16 protein-coding genes are annotated in these 20,580 nt (G+C 62.2%); 4 read left to right on the top strand and 12 right to left on the bottom strand.

Features of this window, described 5'->3' with window-relative positions:
- Nucleotides 1–40: 40 nt before the first annotated feature.
- Nucleotides 41–2,443, top strand: coding sequence for a TonB-dependent receptor plug domain-containing protein (locus ACQ4W7_RS01895; RefSeq protein ID WP_436528023.1), 2,403 nt, complete (start codon nucleotides 41–43; stop codon nucleotides 2,441–2,443).
- A gap of 105 nt (nucleotides 2,444–2,548) precedes the next feature.
- Here ACQ4W7_RS01895 and ACQ4W7_RS01890 read toward each other — a convergent pair whose 3' ends face one another.
- The gene (locus ACQ4W7_RS01890) at nucleotides 2,549–3,175 is read right to left on the bottom strand and encodes a hypothetical protein (RefSeq protein ID WP_436528021.1); all 627 of its coding nucleotides are present in this window, start codon (nucleotides 3,173–3,175) and stop codon (nucleotides 2,549–2,551) included.
- Between the two features lie 128 nt (nucleotides 3,176–3,303).
- On the opposite strand from ACQ4W7_RS01890, the gene ACQ4W7_RS01885 reads away from it, so the two are divergent.
- A complete protein-coding gene (locus ACQ4W7_RS01885) occupies nucleotides 3,304–5,502 on the top strand; it encodes an OsmC domain/YcaO domain-containing protein (RefSeq protein ID WP_436528019.1) in 2,199 nt (732 codons plus the stop codon).
- Between the two features lie 36 nt (nucleotides 5,503–5,538).
- Here the strand turns inward: ACQ4W7_RS01885 and coaD are convergent, their stop codons facing one another.
- From coaD to ACQ4W7_RS01860, 5 genes are all read right to left on the bottom strand, one after another.
- Complete coding sequence (gene coaD, locus ACQ4W7_RS01880; RefSeq protein WP_426071708.1) at nucleotides 5,539–6,687, bottom strand: pantetheine-phosphate adenylyltransferase; 1,149 nt, start codon at nucleotides 6,685–6,687, stop codon at nucleotides 5,539–5,541.
- A 118-nt stretch (nucleotides 6,688–6,805) separates the two neighbouring features.
- Nucleotides 6,806–8,140 carry an ATP-binding protein gene (locus tag ACQ4W7_RS01875; RefSeq protein ID WP_426071778.1) on the bottom strand — a complete coding sequence of 445 codons (1,335 nt, stop codon included), beginning with the start codon at nucleotides 8,138–8,140 and terminating at the stop codon, nucleotides 6,806–6,808.
- A gap of 2 nt (nucleotides 8,141–8,142) precedes the next feature.
- A complete protein-coding gene (locus ACQ4W7_RS01870; RefSeq protein ID WP_010400558.1) occupies nucleotides 8,143–8,802 on the bottom strand; it encodes a response regulator in 660 nt (219 codons plus the stop codon).
- A 31-nt stretch (nucleotides 8,803–8,833) separates the two neighbouring features.
- The gene (locus tag ACQ4W7_RS01865; RefSeq protein ID WP_436528017.1) at nucleotides 8,834–10,348 is read right to left on the bottom strand and encodes a Do family serine endopeptidase; all 1,515 of its coding nucleotides are present in this window, start codon (nucleotides 10,346–10,348) and stop codon (nucleotides 8,834–8,836) included.
- A gap of 284 nt (nucleotides 10,349–10,632) precedes the next feature.
- Entirely contained in the window at nucleotides 10,633–11,109 is a 477-nt protein-coding gene (locus ACQ4W7_RS01860; RefSeq protein ID WP_426071706.1) for an Hsp20 family protein, read from the bottom strand.
- Nucleotides 11,110–11,332: 223 nt separating this feature from the next.
- Between ACQ4W7_RS01860 and ACQ4W7_RS01855 the strand changes: the two genes are divergently transcribed.
- On the top strand, nucleotides 11,333–11,683 hold the full coding sequence (locus tag ACQ4W7_RS01855; RefSeq protein WP_436528015.1) for a hypothetical protein: 351 nt from the start codon (nucleotides 11,333–11,335) through the stop codon (nucleotides 11,681–11,683).
- Nucleotides 11,684–11,763: 80 nt separating this feature from the next.
- Here ACQ4W7_RS01855 and ACQ4W7_RS01850 read toward each other — a convergent pair whose 3' ends face one another.
- The 4 genes from ACQ4W7_RS01850 to imuA form a co-directional block, all read right to left on the bottom strand.
- Entirely contained in the window at nucleotides 11,764–12,522 is a 759-nt protein-coding gene (locus ACQ4W7_RS01850) for an alpha/beta hydrolase family protein (RefSeq protein WP_436528013.1), read from the bottom strand.
- A gap of 70 nt (nucleotides 12,523–12,592) precedes the next feature.
- Nucleotides 12,593–13,297 carry a glutathione S-transferase N-terminal domain-containing protein gene (locus tag ACQ4W7_RS01845; RefSeq protein ID WP_436528011.1) on the bottom strand — a complete coding sequence of 235 codons (705 nt, stop codon included), beginning with the start codon at nucleotides 13,295–13,297 and terminating at the stop codon, nucleotides 12,593–12,595.
- A 102-nt stretch (nucleotides 13,298–13,399) separates the two neighbouring features.
- Nucleotides 13,400–14,887, bottom strand: coding sequence for a Y-family DNA polymerase (locus ACQ4W7_RS01840; RefSeq protein ID WP_436528009.1), 1,488 nt, complete (start codon nucleotides 14,885–14,887; stop codon nucleotides 13,400–13,402).
- Nucleotides 14,817–15,527: a translesion DNA synthesis-associated protein ImuA gene (gene imuA / locus ACQ4W7_RS01835; protein ID WP_426071701.1), complete on the bottom strand. Its 711-nt coding sequence runs from the start codon at nucleotides 15,525–15,527 to the stop codon at nucleotides 14,817–14,819. Before imuA ends, ACQ4W7_RS01840 begins: the two co-directional genes overlap by 71 nt.
- A 217-nt stretch (nucleotides 15,528–15,744) precedes the next feature.
- On the opposite strand from imuA, the gene ACQ4W7_RS01830 reads away from it, so the two are divergent.
- Nucleotides 15,745–17,010 (top strand): putative Na+/H+ antiporter, encoded by a 1,266-nt coding sequence (locus ACQ4W7_RS01830; RefSeq protein ID WP_426071700.1) that lies wholly within the window; start codon nucleotides 15,745–15,747, stop codon nucleotides 17,008–17,010.
- 117 nt (nucleotides 17,011–17,127) lie between these two features.
- Here ACQ4W7_RS01830 and ACQ4W7_RS01825 read toward each other — a convergent pair whose 3' ends face one another.
- Together ACQ4W7_RS01825 and ACQ4W7_RS01820 are read right to left on the bottom strand one after the other, a co-directional pair.
- On the bottom strand, nucleotides 17,128–19,161 hold the full coding sequence (locus ACQ4W7_RS01825) for a GNAT family N-acetyltransferase (RefSeq protein ID WP_436528006.1): 2,034 nt from the start codon (nucleotides 19,159–19,161) through the stop codon (nucleotides 17,128–17,130).
- Between the two features lie 83 nt (nucleotides 19,162–19,244).
- Entirely contained in the window at nucleotides 19,245–20,459 is a 1,215-nt protein-coding gene (locus tag ACQ4W7_RS01820; RefSeq protein ID WP_436528004.1) for an MFS transporter, read from the bottom strand.
- Nucleotides 20,460–20,580: the final 121 nt, after the last annotated feature.

Genomic DNA, 20,580 nt, shown 5'->3' with positions numbered 1-20,580 from the left:
AAGTCACGAATATTGCTCATCAGCCACTTGGAGATACTGCGTGCCGACCCTCACCACCTTACGTAAAGCCATCCTCATCAGCCTGTACGGCAGCGCCGCCCTGGCTGCCTTCAGTCCCGCCGCCATGGCCCAGACAACGGAAGCGGGCGCCACGGACGGTCCCGTGCAAACGGTCAGCGTGGTCGGCTCGCGCCGGGTCGCCAGTTCCGCCACCGATACGATGGTGCCAGTCGATATCATTCCCATTTCCAGGGTGGCCGAGCAAGGCGGCCAATTCGACCTGGCGCAATCGCTGCAATACATTTCCCCTTCCTTCAACTCCACGCGCCAGACGGGCGCCGATGGCGCCGACCTCGTCGATTCAGCCGCCCTGCGCGGCCTCGGCTCCGACCAGACCCTGGTGCTGGTGAATGGCAAGCGGCGCCACACGACGGCCCTGGTCAATCTGTTCGGCGCGCGCAACCGCGGCAACACGGGCACGGACATGAATGCGATTCCTTTGCTGGCGATCAAGAACGTGCAAGTGCTGCGCGACGGCGCCGCCGCCCAGTACGGCTCGGACGCCATTGCCGGCGTGATCGACATCGAACTGAAGAAAAGCCTGGGCTGCGAAGCGGTGGCCGGCTACAGCCAGTATGCCGAAGGCGACGGCAAGAATTACATGACCTCCGCGTATTGCGGCATCGCGCTGGGCGACAAGGGCACCCTGGCCATCACGGGCGAATACCTGGACCGGGGCCGCTCGAACCGGGCCGACGCGGACAGCCTGCGCATCATCGGCGACACCAAGTCCAAGAACAAGACGCTGTACCTGAATGGCGACTACGCCACCAGCAGCACAGGCAAGCTGTATTTCACAGCCGGCGCGCAGACGCGCGACGCATCCAGCGCCGCGTTTGGCCGGGGCGGCATCGGCAGCGACGACATTCCGTCGCGCAATTCCGCCGCCATGTATCCGAATGGTTTCGTACCGTTCATTAACGGCAAGATCGACGACCAGTACGCCACCATCGGCCACCGCAGCCAGATCGGCGAATGGCATGCGGATTTCTCGCAGACCTATGGCTACAACAAGATGCGCTATGACATCAGCAACACCTTGAACGCCTCGATCGCCAACCTCGACTTATTAAATGGCGGCAAGGGCGTCAGCGCCAGCCGTTTCGACGCGGGCGGCTTCTCGTTCCAGCAACTGACCAGCAACGCCGATTTCAGCCGCTACTACGACACGGTGATGCGCGGCATGAACGTGGCCTTCGGTGCCGAATACCGCAGCGAAGAATACAAGATCATGGCCGGCGAACCGGGCTCCTACAGCGACGCCGACGGCGTGGGCGTGGGCGGCAATGCGGGCAGCCAGGGCTTTCCCGGCTTCCAGCCCGGCGACGCCACCAAGGCCAAACGCCACAGCATCGCCGCGTATGGCGACGTGGAGCTGGATTGGACGGAACGCCTGAAAACCCAGGCGGCCCTGCGCTATGAAAAATTCAGCGATTTCGGCTCCACCGTGACGGGCAAGCTGGCCGCCAGCTATAAAGTGGCGCCCAACGTGCTGCTGCGCGGCTCCGCCAGCACGGGCTTCCGCGCACCATCCTTGCAGCAAGTGTATTTTTCGTCCACCTTCACCGATTTCATCGGTGGCGTGCCCACCGACGTGGTGCTGGCGCCGAATGGCGGCGCCGTCGCCAACGCGGCTGGCATCCCGAAACTGAAGGAAGAAAAATCCACCAGCTTTACGCTGGGCACCACCTGGACGCCCACGCAAGCGATTTCCGTCACGGCCGACCTGTACAACATCAAGATCAAGGACCGCATCGTGCTGTCGGGCCGCTTCAATGCCGACAACTATCCGGACCTGGCCGCGCGCCTGGCCCTCTTGGGCGTAGGCGAGGCGCAATTCTTCGTCAATTCCATCGACACGCGCACGCGCGGGCTGGACCTGACGGCTTCGCACAAGGGCGAACTGGCCGGCAACCGCCTGAACACCTTCCTGGCCCTGAACCTGAGCAAGACGGAAGTGACGAAAGTCAAGACGCCTGACTCGCTGCAAGGCTATGAAGACGTGCTGCTGTCCGAGCGCGAACGCCTGTTCATCGAACAGGGTGGCCCGCGCGCGAAAGCCACGCTGGGCTTCGACTACATCACGGGCAAGCTGGAATCGGACTTGCGCATCATCTACTTTGGCCCGCAAACCCTGGGCACCTTCAGCGGCACGGCCGCAGGCGTACCCAACGCCCATTATGCGGCCAAGACCTCGGCCGACCTGAGCTTTACCTACAGCATCAGCAAGAACACCAAGCTGACTTTCGGCGGCAACAACATCTTCAACGTCAAGCCCACCACGCAAAACGCGGATGAAACGGACAATGGTTTCAAGTACGACAGCGTGCAGTTCGGCCTGAACGGCGCCTCGTATTTCGGGCGGCTGTGGGTGAAATTCTGATCGCGCTGTCCGCATAAGAAAACAGCGGAAAACAGCGGAAAATAGCGAAAAAAGCGGCTGCGCCAGCATGGGCAGCCGCTGTTTTTCATGCTGGCATCCATACACTCACGTCCAGCCTGGATTGTCGCTTGATTTGACATGATGAAACAGCGACTCGTAAGGCCAGCCGTCCCCGGCCACGACAGTGCAATCGGTGGCGCGTACGCAGTCATGCAGCAATTTGACTGGATCAGCAATAACTGGAACAGGTAACGTATCGAATATCCGTTTCCTGGCAGCAGGCAATTCGACGTATTCCTCCACGTAGTCCTGCTCGCTAAAGCGAGCAGTCCGTCGCATCTCTTGCAAGTTGCCACCATCTGAAAACTTGAGCAGGTCGCGCCAGTAAGGCAACGCCAGCATCATGGCAATCAGCTCGGTGAGATTGGAAGCGATACAGCCGGCCTGCCCCCCGGATGTAACATACAGGACAGGGCGTCGTTCGACCTCGCCATCGCCGTACGCAAGAAAAACGCCACCGCTGCTTTCACCTGCCAGTACCATGAAAGGATTTTCTGGCTGCAGCGTGATCCAGGAACTGTCCCGCGCAGCACGGCCAAGGTCAACATCGCACTGCGATGCGAGCTCGTCCATCACAGCTTGCGATTTTTGCATATCAGCAAGAATAATCATAATAGAGAACCAAGCTTCAGTGCGATAGGTGAAAAGCCATGGACTATCCGCTTGCTTCATAGGGGAACGTGCCCCTTGGCCTGCACCGGCGGCTCCCGACGGGCACAGCCTCAGTGAACAATCTTTGCCCTGCGGCAGAAAGAACGGATAATAGCGCCTAACTCATAAGCACAGTATTGGATTACCTCATGGAAATTAAAGTCAACTTTCTCGATAAGCTGCGTCTCGAAGCCAAGTTCGACGATTTCACCGTCATCGCCGACCAGCCCATCCGTTACAAGGGCGATGGTTCGGCGCCTGGCCCGTTCGATTACTTTTTGGCATCATCGGCACTGTGTGCCGCGTACTTCGTGAAGTTGTATTGCGATACGCGCAATATTTCCACCGAAAATATCCGCCTGTCGCAAAACAATATCGTCGATCCGGAAAACCGTTACCAGCAGATTTTCAAGATCCAGGTCGAATTGCCGGCCGATATCTCGGCCAAGGACCGCCAGGGCATCCTGCGTTCGATCGACCGTTGCACGGTGAAAAAAGTGGTGCAAGCGGGACCCGAGTTCGTCATTGAAGAGGTCGAGAACCTTGATGCCGATGCCCAGGCCTTGCTGACCTTGAATCCGGCCCCTGGTGCGAGCACCTATATCGCGGGCAAGGATTTGCCGCTGGAACAGACCATCGCCAATATGTCGGGTCTGCTGGCGGGCCTGGGCATCAAGATTGAAATCGCCTCGTGGCGCAACATCATTCCCAACGTGTGGTCGCTGCATATCCGCGACGCGCACTCGCCCATGTGTTTCACCAACGGCAAGGGCGCGACTAAGGAAAGCGCGCTGGCGTCGGCACTGGGCGAGTATATCGAACGGCTCAGCAACAACCATTTCTACGCCGGTTCGTTCTGGGGCGAGGACATTGCCAACGCACCATTCGTGCATTACCCGAACGAGCGCTGGTTCAAGCCGGGCCGCAAAGATGCGCTGCCGAAGGAGATTCTCGATGCCTACTGCCTGGATATTTACAACCCCGACGGCGAACTGCGTGGTTCGCACCTGGTCGACACCAATTCCGGCAATGCGGAGCGCGGCATCTGCTCGCTGCCGTATGTGCGCCACTCCGACGGCGAGGTCGTGTATTTCCCATCGAACCTGATTGAAAACCTGTACGTCAGCAATGGTATGAGCGCCGGCAATACCCTGGTCGAAGCGCAGGTGCAATGCCTGTCGGAAATTTTCGAACGGGCTGTCAAGCGCGAAATCCTCGAAGGCGAGATCGCCCTGCCCGACGTGCCGCAGCAAGTGCTGGCGAAGTATCCGGGCATCCTGGCCGGCATCCAGGGGCTGGAAGAGCAAGGCTTTCCCGTGCTGGTGAAAGATGCGTCGCTGGGCGGCGTGTACCCGGTGATGTGCGTCACCCTGATGAACCCGCGCACGGGCGGCGTGTTCGCCTCGTTCGGCGCGCACCCGAGCCTGGAAGTAGCGCTCGAGCGCAGCCTGACGGAATTGCTGCAGGGCCGCAGTTTTGAGGGCTTGAACGACTTGCCGCAGCCCACCTTTGCCAGCGAAGCCGTTACCGAGCCGAATAACTTCGTCGAACACTTCATCGATTCCAGCGGCATCGTCTCGTGGCGCTTCTTCAGCGCCAAGGCCGATTACGATTTTGTCGAGTGGGATTTTTCCGGCCACGGCGAGAACTCGAATGCAGAAGAAGCGGCGACCCTGTTCGGCATCCTCGCCGACATGGGCAAGGAAGTCTACACGGCCGAGTACGACCAACTGGGCGCCACTGCCTGCCGCATCCTCGTGCCAGGTTATTCGGAAGTGTATCCGGTTGAAGATTTGATCTGGGACAACACCAACAAGGCGCTGCTGTTCCGCGCCGACATCCTGAACTTGCACCGCCTGGACGATGCCAGCCTGGAAGACCTGCTCGACCGCCTGGAAAACAGCGAGCTCGACGAGTACGGCGACATTGCCACCCTGATCGGCATCGAATTTGACGAAAACACGGTGTGGGGCCAGCTGACGACGCTGGAATTGAAGCTGCTGATTCATCTGGTCTTGCAGCAATTCGAGGAAGCGAAAGAGCTGGTGGAAACCTTCCTGCAGTACAACGACAACACGCTCGAGCGCAAACTGTTCTATCAAGCTTTGAACGTGGTGCTGGAAGTGGAACTCGATGACGAGCTGGAGCTGGACGATTACGTGCTCAATTTCCGCCGCATGTTTGGCGACGCCCGCATGGACGCGGTGCTGGGCTCGGTGGACGGCAGCGTGCGCTTCTTTGGCCTGACCCCGACCAGCATGCAGCTGGAAGGCCTCGACAGGCACCAGCGCCTGATCGACAGCTTCAAGAAATTGCACGCGGCGCGCGCCAAGGCTACACCCCGCTAGGACGGAAAATCAGGGCTGGCAAGCGGCTGACGACAATCAGCCGCCCGCCAGCGCCGCAATCTCTTTCTGCATGTTCGCTATCGCCCGCTCGTTGTACTGGTCGGCGAAATACGCATCGCCAAACAGCTGGCCCGCCTGCGCCTTGGCGCACAGGTGTTGCAGGGCCAGGCCCCGCTGCTGGTTGAAGCGCACGGGGTCTACATGCGCATATTCGCGGCCGATGGCTTGCGTGTACGCGTGGTAGACCTCTTCATCCTGGCCCAGGATGGCCAGGTCGGCGCTGAGCATGGCATCCTTCAGCACGTGGCTGATGCCGGGTCCCTGGAAATGGTCGGTGGCGCGTATCAATTGCGCCACATCGAGGTTGTCCCCGGCATCGAGGCCGCTGGCCAGCCATAGCTGGGCGCTCGCCTCTTCGCTGGAATACAGGGCGTCTTCGTCGTGGCTATAAACGGCGTCATGGAACCAGAAGGCCTTCTTGACCAGCGCGCTGTCGCGTTTGGGCGCATAGGTATTGTCGGCCCACACGCGGATTTCCGACAGGCCGTGCACCAGGTGGTCGAGGTTGTGATAGTGGCGGTCCGTGCCGCCATATGCCTGCGGCCCTGTCAGGTGCGCGAACCAGTGATCCGCCAGCGCGATGTCGGCTTGCGAGGCGGTGGCGTAATTCCACAGCGCTTCCCACTCCTTGCGCAGGCAGTCGAGTATCCACGCCTGATAGGCCGGGCCGGGGACGAATTTCTTCATGGTCCAGTTCCAGCCCACGGGGCCTTCCAGCGCCTTGACGAAGCTGGAGCTGACGGAGCCGAGGTCGCGCGGCGGCATGACGAAAATCGTCTTGGCGCCCTGCAGCACGTCCACATTCGTTTGCTGGATCAGGTTTTCATAGTCGAAATCGGCCGTCGTGCGGATGCCGCGGATCAGATAATCGCAGCCATGCTTTTTCGCCGCGCGCGCCGTGTAATCGCCCTTGACGATGACCACTTGCACATTCTCCCAGCCGCACTCGCGCGCGCTCTGCTCGATGATGCGCTTGCGGTCTTCGGCGGGAAATTGCGGCTTCTTGGCGGGGTTTTGCGACAGGAACACGATCACCTCGTCGGCAAGCGAACGCGCTTCGCCGATCACCCACATATGGCCGTTGGTGATGGGGTCGAGGGTTCCTGAAAATCCGATTCTCTGCATGTGCGCTCCGTGGTCTGGTTCTGCTTGTTTCGCAGACAATATAGGGCCACGGCGCGCACGTCAATGCACGCGGTTAAAGATCCGCCTCATCGCGCCGCGATCTGGAGGGAAATCTGCCTCATTTTTTCGCCGTCAAGGGGAATTCCACGCGCACGCACAGGCCGCCCAGGCGCTCGGATTTGTCCAGCACCAGGCGCGCGCCATGGCGCTCGGCGATGGCCTTGATGATGGCCAGCCCCAGGCCGCTGCCGTTGGCGTCCGTGCCGGGCACGCGGTAAAAGCGGCTGAAGACGCGTTCGCGCTCCTCGGGCGGGATGCCGGGGCCGCTGTCTTCCACCGATAACGTCACGCCGACGGAGCTGGCGCGCAAGTCGATATCGACCGTGCCGCCCTGCGGCGTGTACTTGATGGCGTTGTCGACCAGGTTGCGTAGCATGATGTTGAGGGCATCGGCCTGCCCCGCCACCCTGGCCGGGTCCATGTGGTGCAGGCCCAGGTCGATCTTGCGCGCTTGCGCGATGCCAGCCATGTCGCCCAGCGCGCGCTTGACGACATCGTTCAAATCCACCGCCTGCAACTGGTCGCCGCTGGCGGCACTCGCCTCCTGGCGCGCCAGTACCAGCAACTGCTCGACCAGGCGTGTGGCCCGCTCGATGCCGGCGCTGACGCGCGAAATCGCCAGGCTGCGCTTTTCTTCCGATTCGGCCCGCTCCAGGCTGAGTACCTGCAGTTTCAGGGCTGCCAGCGGTGTGCGTAATTCATGTGCGGCGTCGGCGACGAAATGCTGCTGCGCGTCGAACGCCGTTTTTACGCGACCGAACAGCAGGTTCAATTCATGCACCAGCGGGCGCACTTCATCGGGCAAGCCCGCTTCCGAGACGGGCGACAGATCGTCCGCCTGGCGCGCCGCCACTTGCTTGCGCACGCGCGAAACGGGCGCCAGCGAACCGCTGACGACCCACCACACGACCAGCATCAATATCGGCGCCATCAGGGCAATCGGCCCCACCGTGCGCAGCGCCAGGCTGCCGGCCATGCGCTTGCGCACGGCCATGTCCTGGGCGATCTGCACGGTCTGGGAACTGGTTTGCACGGAGAAGATACGGTAAGTGGTGCCGTTGGCTTTCACATTCGAAAAACCCAGCACGGCGCGCTGCGGCAATTCCGCGCGCGTGATCGAGCGGAAGACTTGCACGCCGTCCGGCGTCCACACCTGCACCACCATGTCGTTGTTGACGGGGTCGGCCGGCAAGGCTTGCGCATGGTTGGCCAGCGGCGCGCCGGAGCGCAGCGACAGGGCCATCTGCTGCATGTGGTAATCGAAGATCTGGTCGGCGTCGTACAGGGCGCTGCGGTAGGCGATCGACGCCTGCGCCAGGGCCGCCATGATGATGGCCGCCAGCAAAAACCACAGCAGGCGGCCGCGCAGCGAATGCGTCACCGTGACCTTCATCCTCATGCCTTGGGCACCATGTAACCGAGGCCGCGCACGTTTTGGATCAAATCGCTGCCCAACTTCTTGCGCAAGCCATGAATATACACTTCCACGGCATTGCTGTTGACTTCATCCTTCCAGCTGTACAGCTTTTCTTCCAGCTGCGCGCGCGACAGCACGATGCCGGGACGCGCGATCAAGGCTTCCAGCACGGCCCATTCGCGCGCCGACAGGTTGACCGGGTGGCCCTCGGCGATCACTTCGCGCGTCAGCGGATTAATGGAAACGCCCTGATGTTCGAAGATCGGCTCCGGCCGCCCCGAGGCGCGCCGCAGCAGGGCGCGGATGCGCGCCAGCAATTCGTCGAGATCATACGGCTTCAAGACGTAATCGTCGGCGCCCGCGTCAAGGCCCGCGATGCGCTGCTCGACGGCGTCGCGCGCCGTGGCCACCAGCACCGGGGTATCGAGCTTGCGCAAACGCATCGAGCGCAGCACGTCGAGACCATCCTTGCGCGGCAAGCCCAGGTCCAGCAGCACCAGGTCATAGGTCTGCGTTTGCAGGGCTGTGTCGGCCATGTCGCCATCCTTGACCCAGTCCACCGCGTAATGCTCGGCGCGCAGCAAGTCGAGCACCACCTCGCCGATCATCGTGTCGTCTTCTACCAGCAATAAGCGCATGACTTGCCTCTCTATCTCGTTATTCTCGTTTTCAACCCAAACGCACGGGGATGAAGATCTTATCGGGGCCGCGCTGTATCAGCAAGGCCACCGACTTGGCGGATTTTTCCACCACATCGCGCACCTGTTCGACGGTGTTGACGGGACGACCATTCACCGACAATAGCACGTCGCCCGGCTGGACTCCGGCATTCGCGGCAGCACCGCCCGCGTCTTCCACCAGCAGGCCGGCGCTGATGCCCGCCTCGCGTTTTTCATCCGATTGTAACGGACGCAGGGCCAGGCCCAGCTTTACCTTGCCGGCCGCGCTATCGCTTTTCGCCACCTCGGCCACCTTGTCGGCCGCATTGCCCAGGGTTGCCGTCAGGCTGACAATCTTGCCGTCACGCCAGACATCCATGCTGATCTTGTCGCCTGGCAAGGACGTGCCCACCAGCGCCGGCAAGTCGGCCGAGCCGATGATGCGCTGGCCATTCACCTTGCGCACCACGTCGCCCGATTTCAAGCCCGCCTTGTCGGCCGGGCTGCCCCGCTCCACGTTGGCCACCAGCGCGCCTTCCGGCGTGGCCAGTTTGAACGAGTCGGCAAAGCCCTGGTTGACTTCCTGCACCGTCACGCCCAGCTTGGCGTGGCTGGCCTTGCCCGTGGCGACGATCTGGTCCTTGATGCGGCCGGCCAGGTCGATCGGAATGGCAAACGACAGGCCCTGGAAGCCGCCCGTCTGGCTGTAAATCTGTGAATTGATGCCCACCACTTCGCCGCGCGTATTGAACAGGGGACCGCCCGAGTTGCCGGGGTTCACCGCCACGTCGGTCTGAATGAACGGCACATTGCTATCGTCGGGCAGGGAACGGCCCTTGGCGCTGACCACGCCGGCCGTCACCGTGCTGTCGAAACCGTACGGCGAACCGATGGCCAGTACCCACTCGCCCACTTTCAGCTCGCTCGAATGGCCGAGCGGCACGACGGGCAGGTTGTTGGCGTCGATTTTCAGCACGGCGATATCGGTCTTCGGATCGGTGCCCAGCACCTTGGCGCGGAATTCGCGGCGGTCGTTCAGCTTGACGGTCACTTCGCGCGCATCGCGCACCACGTGGGCATTCGTCATGATGACGCCGTCCGGGCTGACGATGAAGCCGGAACCGAGGCCATGCGTGGGCACGTCGCGGCCACCGCGCTGCCCGCCTTGCGGCCCCTGGAAGCGGCGGAAGAATTCGAAGAACGGATCGTTGCCGAAGTCATCGCTGCCGGCCTGGGCCGATGGGTCGTACGCCACCTTGGTGCTGCCCGTCACGCTGATATTGACGACGGCCGGGCTGTTGCGCGCGGCGATCTGGCTAAAGTCGGGCAAGGCCACCAGCGGCGCGGCAGCGGCAGGCGCCACGGCGGCAGCCACGGGGGCGGCGGGCGTGCCAGCGGCGGCATTCGCGCCGGCATTGTTCTGATGCATCACCATGGCGCCACCGGCGCCCAGCACACCGATCGCGGCCAGCGCGGCTACGGTGCGTTTGATTTTCAGCGATGCGGTATTCGTTTGCTGTTCCATGAATTGCTCCTCATTCAATGAGATTTTGATGTATGCAATAGTGGGCCACGAGTCTTAGGCGGTGCTTAACATTTTTCCATTTGGAAACAGGCGTTGGCGCCTTTAAGCATGGTTTAATCTTGCGCACCGCATGCACCCTGCATGGCGGGCGATGAAGGGCCCGAACGGGCTCTGAACGTGACACTGGCCGGATCAACCGGCCAGTATTTTACTGCATGGGGAGGGGATGCCCCCTCCCGCTAACGCCAGCGCGTGGCGCCGAAATCAACTCAACTTAGCTCAGCTCAGGCTGCCTGGCGCTGTTCCAACGCATTAACGTTAGCGGCGGTGGCGTGGATGTCGCTGCCGGTGCCGATCTCGATCTTGCGCGGTTTCAGCGCTTCCGGCACTTCACGCACCAGGTCGATGGTCAGCATGCCGTTTTCAAACGTGGCGCCCGTGACTTTTACATGGTTGGCCAGCTGGAAACGCTGTTCGAAATCGCGGGCAGCGATGCCGCGGTGCAAGAACGTGCGCTCGACGCCATCTTTCTGCTTGCGGCCCGTGACGTGCAGCGAGTCGCGTTCGGTGATAATGTCGATCTCTTCGCGCGAGAAACCGGCCAATGCCATCACGATGCGGTATTTATCTTCCGACACCAGTTCGATGTTGTAGGGGGGATAGCTGGGCTGTGCATCGGCGCGCTGTTCGTTGAGCAGTTGGGCCAGGCGGTCAAAGCCAATGGCGGAACGGTACAGGGGAGCAAGGTCAAAAGTACGCATGATAAATATCCTTTTCAAATGAAGCGATAAGAGGGGCGGACCTCACCGTGAGCATCCGCTTGCTACCCAATCTAAGGACGATCAAGCGGTCTTCAAGGCCTTGAAATTGGCGAAAAGCGCCCCAGACGACGCTAAATTTGTAAAAAATTTTTACACGGCCAGCGCGAGGGGATTTTGCATGGCGTCCCCTATGCGGGACCGGCTTTTGGTGTATGCTGGCGGCATGAATAATGACACCGACATCCAGCTCAGCGGCCCCTTCAAGGCCACCGACGGCTCCGGCCGTGCCCACGACATCAAGGCCATCCGCATCTTCGACGAAGGCTACGGCATCATCGACGTCTACGTCGATTTCGCCGCCCCGCTCGAAACAGGCGCTTACAAGGACAAGACCCTGGTCGGCCACATCCTGGCCCGCTTGCGCAGCCTCGGCTACGTCGGCCCCGACTTCGGTCATGGCGACCTGGGCTTGCAAGACAAGAAACTAATCGTTCTGGAAGCGCCCGAGGAATTTTCCGCCTTTGCCGTGGGCAAGGGCTGGAAGGATCTTTCGGCCGAGTTTGACGAAGACTGAGTACACCTGACCACATCTACTGCACGCCGCGCCAGCTTCTGCTGCCGCGGCGTTTTTCATGGGAGACAACTTAGTTCAGCTTAATTGATATAACGCGCGCTCCAGGCGGCGATGACGTTGGCGACATAGGCGGCATCATTGCGCCCCGTCAATAAGTGGTCGGCGTCATCGAGCGAAACGAAACTTTTCGGGTGCTTGGCTGCCGTAAAGATATCCATCGCATTCGACAGGCTCACCGTCGTGTCGTTCGGCGCGTGCATCACCAGCAGGGCCCGGCGCAGGCCGGCGATATGCTCTTTTAAGCTGTGGCTGCCCGCGTCGTCGACGAATTGCTGGCGAATGCGAAATGGCCGCCCTTCCAGCTGCACCAGCGCCTCGCCCTCGGCGGCGATTTGCTCCAGGTGCTCACTGAACATGCGCGTCACATACGCGGGCGTGCTGGGGGCGGCCAGCGTCACCACGGCCGTCGCCTCCGGCACTTGCGCGGCAGCGGCCAGCACGGCGGCGCCACCCAGGCTGTGGCCGATCAGCAATTGCGGCGCAGAGTGTCTGGCCCGCAAGAAATCGGCAGCGGCAAGCAAATCGTCGACATTCGACGAGAAATTGGTGGCGGCAAACTCACCCTCACTGGCGCCCAGTCCCGTGAAGTCGAAGCGCAAGACGGCGATGCCATGCTGCGTCAAGCCTTGCGCGATACGCCGCGCGGCCAGCACGTCCTTGCCGCAGGTAAAACAGTGGGCGAACAGCGCGTACGCGCGGATGGCGTCGTCGGGCGCATCGAGGCGCGCCGCCAGCACATGGCCATGCGCACCGGGAAAGTCTTGCCGGGTGGATTTCATTGTCTCGGATCAAAGCTGCCGCACAGCGCGGCCGATGGCGCATTGTAGCGCCGCCAGGCCGCCAGCTGTTTTAAGCACGCGTGGGTATGTCGATACCTTTCATGACGGCAGGGCGGGCCAGAAACGCTTCCAGCGCGCGCTGCACATTCGGGAAATGGTCGAAACCGACGAGATCGCCCGCAGCATAGAAACCCACCAGGCAGCGCACCCACGGGAAGATGGCGATGTCGGCAATCGTGTACTGCCCGCCCATGATCCAGTCGCGGCCCTGCAGGCGCTGCTCGAGCACACCCAGCAAGCGCTTGGCCTCGCCGATATAGCGTTCCAGCGGACGCTTGTCTTCGTAGTCCTTGCCGGCAAATTTGTGGAAGAAGCCCACCTGGCCGAACATGGGGCCGATGCCACCCATCTGTAACATCAGCCACTGTATCGTTTCATAGCGCAGGCCCGCATCCTGGGGAATGAATTTGCCCGTTTTCTCGGCCAGGTACAGCAGGATGGCGCCCGATTCGAACAGGGCCAGCGGCTGGCCATCGGGACCGTTGGGGTCGAGGATGGCGGGAATCTTGTTGTTCGGATTGAGGGACAGGAATGCGGGCGACAGCTGGTCGTTTTGCTCGAAGCTGACCAGGTGCGGCTCGTACGCCAGGCCCAGCTCTTCCAGCAGGATGGAGACCTTGATGCCGTTCGGCGTCGGCAGCGAGTACAACTGCAGGCGCTCGGGATGCCGGGCAGGCCATTTCTCGGTGATGGGGAAGTCGGAGAGTTGGGACATGGGAATCCTTATTGAAGTGGTTGACGCGGCGCGAGCAAGCAGCAAGTATAGCCAAGCAGGGCAATGTGCGTTGCGCGCCGCTTGAAACGCTCTGGCCGCCACTCAGCCAAACAAACCATGCAGGAACCAGCGCGGTGCGGCGTCCTCTCCGCTGCCTGCGATGCGTTCGCGGTAGACCCAGTAATGGGCGTGGTCGAGACCTTCGGCGATGAAATAATCGCGCGCCTGCGACTGGCCCCACCAGCCCGCCTCGATGCGCTCGGCGACAGAGACCATTTTCAAAGGCGAGCCATAAAAGGGCCGGTGCTCGCGCATCAACAGGGCCACCGGTTGCGCCAGCAGCCAGCCGGGACGGGGCATGCCGGGCAAACCGGGCGGCAAGTCCGGCAGCGCGCTTTTGCCGACGACCTTGCCCGGCAGCGGCAGCCACTGGTTGGCCGCTTCGGGGCGGTAATCGGCGCGTGGTGCTGCCTGCAAGACATTCTCGGCGCCCAGGCGCGCCACCAGCAATTCCATCAGGCGCTGGCGCTCCTGCGGCGTGCCGCCCGGTTCGGGAAACAGGCTCTCGCTGGGCGGCGCCATGGGCTGCACCTGCAGCGCTTCCAGGGTCAGGCCGATCACGGGCGCATCCAACACTAGCTGCGCCAGACGCTCCTTGAGCAAACGCAACAAATGCTCGTCGCGCCAGACGGCCTCGCCTAGCGCCAGCTCGATGACGGTGGGCGGGCGCGCCACCCTGCCCCGCTCGTGCGCCAGCAGCAGTTGTATGCGCTCGACGGCGAATTGCCGCGCGCACAGCCAGCCCGTCATTTGCTGCAGCAGGCGGCGCGCGCCGAACAGTAAGGCGTCCGCATGCTCCACGCGATCGAACAATTCCAGGCTGGCGCGGAAGGTGGGCGGAGCTTCGAGCCACACGAACAATTCCGTGCTGTGGCCATGCGCATCGTCGAGCATATCCAGCAAGGCCACGCCGCAACGGCGCTGCAAACCGGGCCGGGGCAACTGGCGCAACTGCCCCAGAGTGCGGCAACCGATACCTTCGAACCAGTCGAGATAGGGGCGCGCGGGCGGCAGCAAGGTGCACGGCAGGCGGTCGAGGCGGCGCACGAGACTATCCATGCCTAGCACGCGGCCCCGGCGCGTACCGGCGCGCGCCAGCAGCCAGGCACCGCGCGCCGTGGGCGCGCACGACAGCTGTACCGTGTAGCCCAGCGCGCGCAAACTGGCCGCAATCTGCCGGCACAGGGCGCGCACGCCGCCGAACAGGCGCAAGCTGGCGCCCGCGTCGACCAGCAGGGTTGCTTCCTCGCCCTGCGCCACCAGCGGCGAGTATTGCAGCAGCGCCAGCCCCACCGCTTGCAGGGCTTGCGCTTCCAGATCCAGCGAGCGCTCGTGCAGGCGCGCCTGCGGCGCCAGCATCAGCGCGCCCGCGCGGCGCATGCCCGGCCGGATGCCGGCCGCCCGCGCCAGCGGCGACAGGGCCATCACTTGCTCCTGCTCCAGCACCGCGCCCAGCTGATCAGCCGACCAGCGCGGGCAAAACACTTCGAGCGGGAGCCGGGGCAGGCACAGGCCGATCCAGAGTCGCATGGCGTAGCAATAATGAAGGGGGTTGCAAAGGCAAGAACAGGGGCGCGTCGCGCTGCGGCCCGCGGCGCTTGATGAAGCCGATCTCGATGCCGCCGGCGGCCGGGCGCACGGACAGGCGCAGCGGCGCCGGCGACGCATCCTGCGCGCCGTGCAGCGGGCGCAGCATGCAAAACAGGGTATTGCCGCCTTGCGCGGCCAGGTGCAGCCGGCGCAGGCTGTCGCCGCGCACGTGCGACTGCCAGAACAGCAAGGCGCCGCAACTGCCGCTGCGCAAGATGTTTTCCGCCGCCCACAAGGCATCCTTGCTGCCGGCGCTCTTCAGCCACAGCAGCTGCGACGGCGCCAGACCCTGCGCAGCCAGGGCCAGCGCCTGCGGCGGATGGGGCGGCTGCAACAGCACGATGGGCAAGCCCGGCAGCTGCGCCAGCGCGGGCGCCAGCAGACGCAATTCACCGCTGCCCGGCTGCTGCACCAGCAGATCGATGAGGCTACCGCTGGGCCAGCCGCCGCCCGGTAGTTGCGCGGACAAGACGGCAAAACCCGTGTCCAGGCAGCGTGCGGCGCCCTGCCCCAGCTGCGATGCGCGCCACAGGGACGGGTGCAAGGCTTCCGGCGAGGCCATCAATTGGGAATGTTGCATAGTTAGTTATGAGGATAAATACTGTATGCATATACAGTACTATTCAGTCCCTCTTTTGGCAAGGCTTATCTGCGTATTATCTGCCTGTCACCACCGCAGGGGCCGTCCCGCCATGTCCGAAAAACCCCGTTTCTGGCATCGATTGCTGTACCATAAGCACTCTCCTTACCGCCTGGCAACACACCAGTCGGCTCCCTCCGTCCATAAGGAAACGCATTTGACCACCATCCAACTCATCAGCGCGATCATCTTCGGCCTTGCGCTCATCCACACCTTCACCGCCAAGTCGTTTGAAACCCTGGCGCAGCGCCATCCCCGCCATGCAGGCCTGCTGCATCTGTTGGGCGAAGTGGAAGTCGTGTTCGGCTTCTGGGCCTTCATTTTGATCATCATCATGGCCTTTGTCTCGGGCAGCGAGGCGGCCATCGAGTATGCCGAATCGCGCCAGTACACGGAACCGCTGTTCGTCTTTGTCGTCATGGTGGTGGCCGCCTCGCGCCCCGTGCTCGACGCCGTGCAGCGCCTGCTCAAAGGGGTGGCGCGCGTGATGCCGCTGCGCACGGAACTGGCCCTCGTCTGGCTGGGCCTGGCGCTCGTGCCCCTGACGGGCTCGATGATCACGGAACCGGCCGCCATGACCCTGGCCGCGCTGATGCTGGCGCCGCAAATCTTCCGCCCGGGCATCCCCGAATGGCTGAAATACGGCGCGCTGGGCGTGCTGTTCGTCAACGTTTCCATCGGCGGCACCCTGACCTCATACGCGGCGCCGCCCGTGCTGATGGTGGCCGCCACGTGGAACTGGGACAGCGCTTTCATGGCCAGCCATTTCGGATGGAAAGCCGCCATCGCCGTGCTGGTCAATGCCACGGGCGTGAGCATATTGCTACGCAAATATCTGCATAGCAACACGTCCGATATCAAGCCGAAAGCCGGCGAGGTGGAACCGCCGAAAGTGCCGCTGGCCATCAGCCTCGTGCACATGATCGTGCTGGGCGGCGTGGTGGCCCTGGCGCACCATCCCGTGCTGTTCTTCGGCTTGTTCTTGTTCTTTCTCGGCTTTGTGCAGGCGTATGAGCGCTATCAGAGCCCGCTGATCCTGAAAGAGGGCTTGCTGGTCGGCTTCTTCCTTGGCGGCCTGGTGGTGCTGGGCGGCATGCAGCAATGGTGGCTGCAGCCCATCGTCTCGAGCCTGAAGCCGCTGGCCCTGTTCTTCGGCGCGCTGGGCTTGACGGCGATCACCGACAATGCGGCCCTGACTTACCTGGGCTCGCTGATCGTCGGCATGACGGACGAAGCGAAATACATGCTGGTGGCCGGCGCCGTGGCCGGCGGCGGCCTGACCGTTATCGCCAACGCGCCGAACCCGGCCGGCGTATCCCTGCTGCGCCGCGGCTTCAAGGATGAATCGATCGGCGCTGTCGGCCTGCTGGCAGGCGCCCTGCTGCCGACGGCCGTGGCGGCCCTGGCCTTCCTGGCCCTGTAAGCATCTTCATGGGGCGGCTGCCGGCCGCCCCTGCTACCCCTCAGTTTCCCTCCTCGGTTTCCCTCCTCGGTTTCCCCCTCAGTTTCCTTCCTCAGTTTCCTTCCTCAGTTTCCTTCCTCAGTTTCCTTCATACACGAGAAAGTGCAGGCGGTCATAGAACAGGCTGTAGGCATAGTCGAACGTGCCCACGCTGCGAAAACCCTTGTGCAGATACACTTGCAGCGCTTCGCTCTTTTCCCACACCGTCAAGGTGATGCGCGCACAGCCCTTGCGGCTGGCCAGGTCGCGGATTTCATGGAACATCTGCCGGAACAGGCCCTGGCCCCGATATTTCTCGTCGATGGCCAGGCTGCTGACGAAACAGTCGTCGGCGCGCGCATGCGCAAGCACGAATGCATCATAGGCATCGTCGAGCGCCTTCATGTCATCGCGGTAATACGAGACGGCGCCGCAAGCCTGGAACTCGTCCATCGTCGCGGCCGTGAAGAAGCCGATGAAGCGCCCGTCCTCGTCATGCAAACCGTGGATGTGCGCCAGGTAGGGGTCGATATTCTGCCGCCGCTGCAATTCGACGAACTGCAAATTGAGTTTATTGCCAAACGAGCAGTATTCGAGGTAACTGGTGGCAAACAGCAGCTTCGCCATGCGGTTCTTCGTCTCATCGCCCAGCAGTTCGCCCGCCACCAGCTTGAGCGGCGCATGCGACAGCAAGCCCGCCTGCACCTCGTCGCCGGACGGAGCGGCATCGCCGACGGCCGGCATGCGGCTGCCGTGGCGGCCCACGGTGGGACGCCAGAAATTGCCCGCGGCAATATGCTGCGAACGGTGGGCCAGCAGGTAGCGGCAAAAGACGGCATTCACGCGGTCCAGTTGCGGGTCGTCCGACAGCACCGAATAATAGTGGAAGTGATCGATGTCCGCCCGCAGCTGAGCCGCATACGCCATGCGCGGTACTTCCTCGATGTCGAACACATCAACAATGTTGACCAGGCGCAAAGGATCGTCGAGTTGCCAATCGATTTCATCGAGCCGCGCCACGCAGCGCGCATACGCGCGCCGCTCCTCGTCGCTGAGGGGAATGTGTATATCGGTAATGATATCGTCCAGCAAACGCATGCCGCGGATGCCGCCCGCCACCGCTTCCCGCGCGCCGTCATACAGCACACAATAGCGCTGGTAAAACTCGGCATGGCTGAGCAGGGTCACGCCCAGGTTTTTCTTCCATTCGGCATAGAACTGGCCGAACAGCTGCGCCTCGAATTGCGGGCAGGAACGGGGGATTTCCCCGTCGATGCGCGCATAAGCGAGATTCACATTACGCTGAATCACCCGCAGCGCGGCATCGTTCTTCTTGGCGATCAGCATGCCCGTTTCATCGAGAAACAGATTCATCCAGCTGACATGCTGGCGCTCTTCGCCGTCACCCTCCTTGTGCTGGAAATAATCGGGCACTTCCGGCTTCATCAGGAAAATCGTCGCCGGATTATGCGGGATCGTATCGACATCCATATACATGCCGCCGTATTCACACATGATGAGGATGCGGAAATAATCGGACAAGGTGGCGAAGTAGCGCTGCGTATGCAGGGTATCGAGTATGTCGAAGCGGGCCGGCGCAAAGTCCAGCGCCAGCGCGCGCAGCGAGTTGATATGCAGTGTCGTGCCGCCGATGGCATAGCGGCCTATCGTATAGCGCCCGGCGCCGCCCGTGGGGCTGAAACGCGCATCATGGCGCAATTGCTGCGCATCCCAGGCCCACAGGATGGAGACATACGGCGCGCCGCCATTCTGCCGCACCTCTTCCAGCGCCGCGCCCCACTGCTGGATCGCTTCAAAGGCGATGGCCGGCAACGGCCCGCCCATCCAGATGCGGTGCAGATAACGCTCGTCATCGCCCAGCGCCTGCGTGGGGATGCAACTGAGCGAGGAACAGCTTGCGGCATTGAAATGCGTAAAATTGGCGGCGACGAAGCTGCGCAGGGCGGCGGTGCCCGCCTGGTGCTCCACGGCCAGTTGTTCCAGATCGCTGCCGGCCGGGCGGACATCGGCCAGGGTGATGTAATCGAGTTTCAGCCGGTGGATGCGAAACTCGTACTCCAGGTTGAAAATCTTTGCTTGTTCGTGTTTCGAGGCCAGGTCATCTATTTTCATGGGCGCACCATCTTCCGCAGGAGAGTGTCAGTAAACGTCGCAGGAGGTAAAACAAGGTCGAGAACATGCGCATCGTTGCGCCATCAGTGCCGGGCCAGCCGCACCTCGCTTTCCCGGCGCCCCGCCATGCCCCGCGTAAACAGCAGCAGGCAGGCGGCGATGACCACGATGACGGGGATATTCAGCAGCGCATACGTTTCCAGCGCGTAGCCGAAGCGCTGGCACAGCACGTTGTACAGCTGCAGCCAGGCCGACAAATAAATGCAGTACAGCAAGCTCATGGCGGCCGTCGTCAATGTCATCGATTCCTTGCTGGCCGTGAGCGCGCTGCGGATCAGGGCGCCATTGAACAGGCCGAAGCCGATGGAATAGACAAACATGCAAGCGGCAAACACATCGACGTGATGGCGGCCCGCGCCGGCGCCCAGCATGCCGGCGGCCGCGATCAGACCGCCCAGGCGCAGCAGATGCACGAGTGGGAAATCCTGCCGCAGGCGCTGGATAGCGATGCTGCTGAGCACAAAACCGGACAAAATCACGCATTGCAGGGCGATATAGGTGGCATAGGAGGCGCCCATCTCCTGCAGCACGAAGAGGGGCGAAAAGCCGATCCAGGCCGTCAGGGGCACGGTGGCCAGCCCTGCCGTAAACATGCCGAACATGAAGCGCCGGTTGCTGAAAATGGCCGCATAGCTGCGCACAATGGCGCGGCCATCCAGACGCGGCTGTGTCGGCGCAGCGCGCGGCATGGTCTTGAACAGGCCCAGCAAGGACAGCAGCGCCAGCAGGCCGGAAAGGAAAAAGACGTAGCGCCAGTCCAGCCGGCTGATGATGGCGCTGCCGAGGATGGGGCCGGCCAGGGGCGCGAGGATGGTGGTGCTCGATAAGATGCTGCTGAGCTTGACGGCCGCCATGTCATCGAACAGTTCATGGATCATGGCATAGCCGACAAAGATGAAGCAGCAGCCCATGCCCTGGATGAAACGCAAGGTGATAAATTGCTCGATCGAGGCGGCAAACGGCACCGCCAGCGTGGCCAGCAGGAACAAGGCATTGCCAGTCAGCACAAGTTTGCGCTTGCCGATGGTGTCGGCCAGCGGACCCAGGAAAATCTGCAGCGAGCTGCCGCCCAGCAGATACAGGCTCAGGGACAAGGGAACGAACTTTTTCTCCGCCTGGAACTCGTCGACGATGCCCAGCATCGCCGGCATGATCATGTCGTTCGACAGATAGATATTCAGTTCAAAGACGAGGAAAAACGCAAAAAACCACAACAACTGCCTGGACTTGATGGACATGGCGCGTTCCGTAACGTGGGTGGCTGCCGTCAGTGCATGTCTACCGTCGGGGCATGGGACGGCGGACACGATACACACTGAAAACGTGTACCAATTGTATACCAGTTAGTATTTTTAGCGC

The organism is Janthinobacterium algoris (assembly GCF_051380935.1).
GTDB lineage: Bacteria > Pseudomonadota > Gammaproteobacteria > Burkholderiales > Burkholderiaceae_D > Janthinobacterium.
Note: the sequence above shows the minus strand (reverse complement) of the source record. Positions and strands in the feature narration are given on the sequence as shown.

What these genes read in the sequence shown, in the direction of transcription:
- ACQ4W7_RS01860 (WP_426071706.1), bottom strand. Translation starts at nt 11,109, where the DNA reads ATGCGTACTTTTGACCTTGCTCCCCTGTACCGTTCCGCCATTGGCTTT.
- ACQ4W7_RS01825 (WP_436528006.1), bottom strand. Translation starts at nt 19,161, where the DNA reads ATGAAAATAGATGACCTGGCCTCGAAACACGAACAAGCAAAGATTTTC.
- ACQ4W7_RS01870 (WP_010400558.1), bottom strand. Translation starts at nt 8,802, where the DNA reads ATGCGCTTATTGCTGGTAGAAGACGACACGATGATCGGCGAGGTGGTG.
- ACQ4W7_RS01850 (WP_436528013.1), bottom strand. Translation starts at nt 12,522, where the DNA reads ATGAAATCCACCCGGCAAGACTTTCCCGGTGCGCATGGCCATGTGCTG.
- ACQ4W7_RS01865 (WP_436528017.1), bottom strand. Translation starts at nt 10,348, where the DNA reads ATGGAACAGCAAACGAATACCGCATCGCTGAAAATCAAACGCACCGTA.
- ACQ4W7_RS01855 (WP_436528015.1), top strand. Translation starts at nt 11,333, where the DNA reads ATGAATAATGACACCGACATCCAGCTCAGCGGCCCCTTCAAGGCCACC.
- ACQ4W7_RS01875 (WP_426071778.1), bottom strand. Translation starts at nt 8,140, where the DNA reads ATGAAGGTCACGGTGACGCATTCGCTGCGCGGCCGCCTGCTGTGGTTT.
- ACQ4W7_RS01890 (WP_436528021.1), bottom strand. Translation starts at nt 3,175, where the DNA reads ATGAAGCAAGCGGATAGTCCATGGCTTTTCACCTATCGCACTGAAGCT.
- ACQ4W7_RS01840 (WP_436528009.1), bottom strand. Translation starts at nt 14,887, where the DNA reads ATGCGACTCTGGATCGGCCTGTGCCTGCCCCGGCTCCCGCTCGAAGTG.
- ACQ4W7_RS01845 (WP_436528011.1), bottom strand. Translation starts at nt 13,297, where the DNA reads ATGTCCCAACTCTCCGACTTCCCCATCACCGAGAAATGGCCTGCCCGG.
- ACQ4W7_RS01885 (WP_436528019.1), top strand. Translation starts at nt 3,304, where the DNA reads ATGGAAATTAAAGTCAACTTTCTCGATAAGCTGCGTCTCGAAGCCAAG.
- coaD (WP_426071708.1), bottom strand. Translation starts at nt 6,687, where the DNA reads ATGCAGAGAATCGGATTTTCAGGAACCCTCGACCCCATCACCAACGGC.
- imuA (WP_426071701.1), bottom strand. Translation starts at nt 15,527, where the DNA reads ATGCAACATTCCCAATTGATGGCCTCGCCGGAAGCCTTGCACCCGTCC.
- ACQ4W7_RS01820 (WP_436528004.1), bottom strand. Translation starts at nt 20,459, where the DNA reads ATGTCCATCAAGTCCAGGCAGTTGTTGTGGTTTTTTGCGTTTTTCCTC.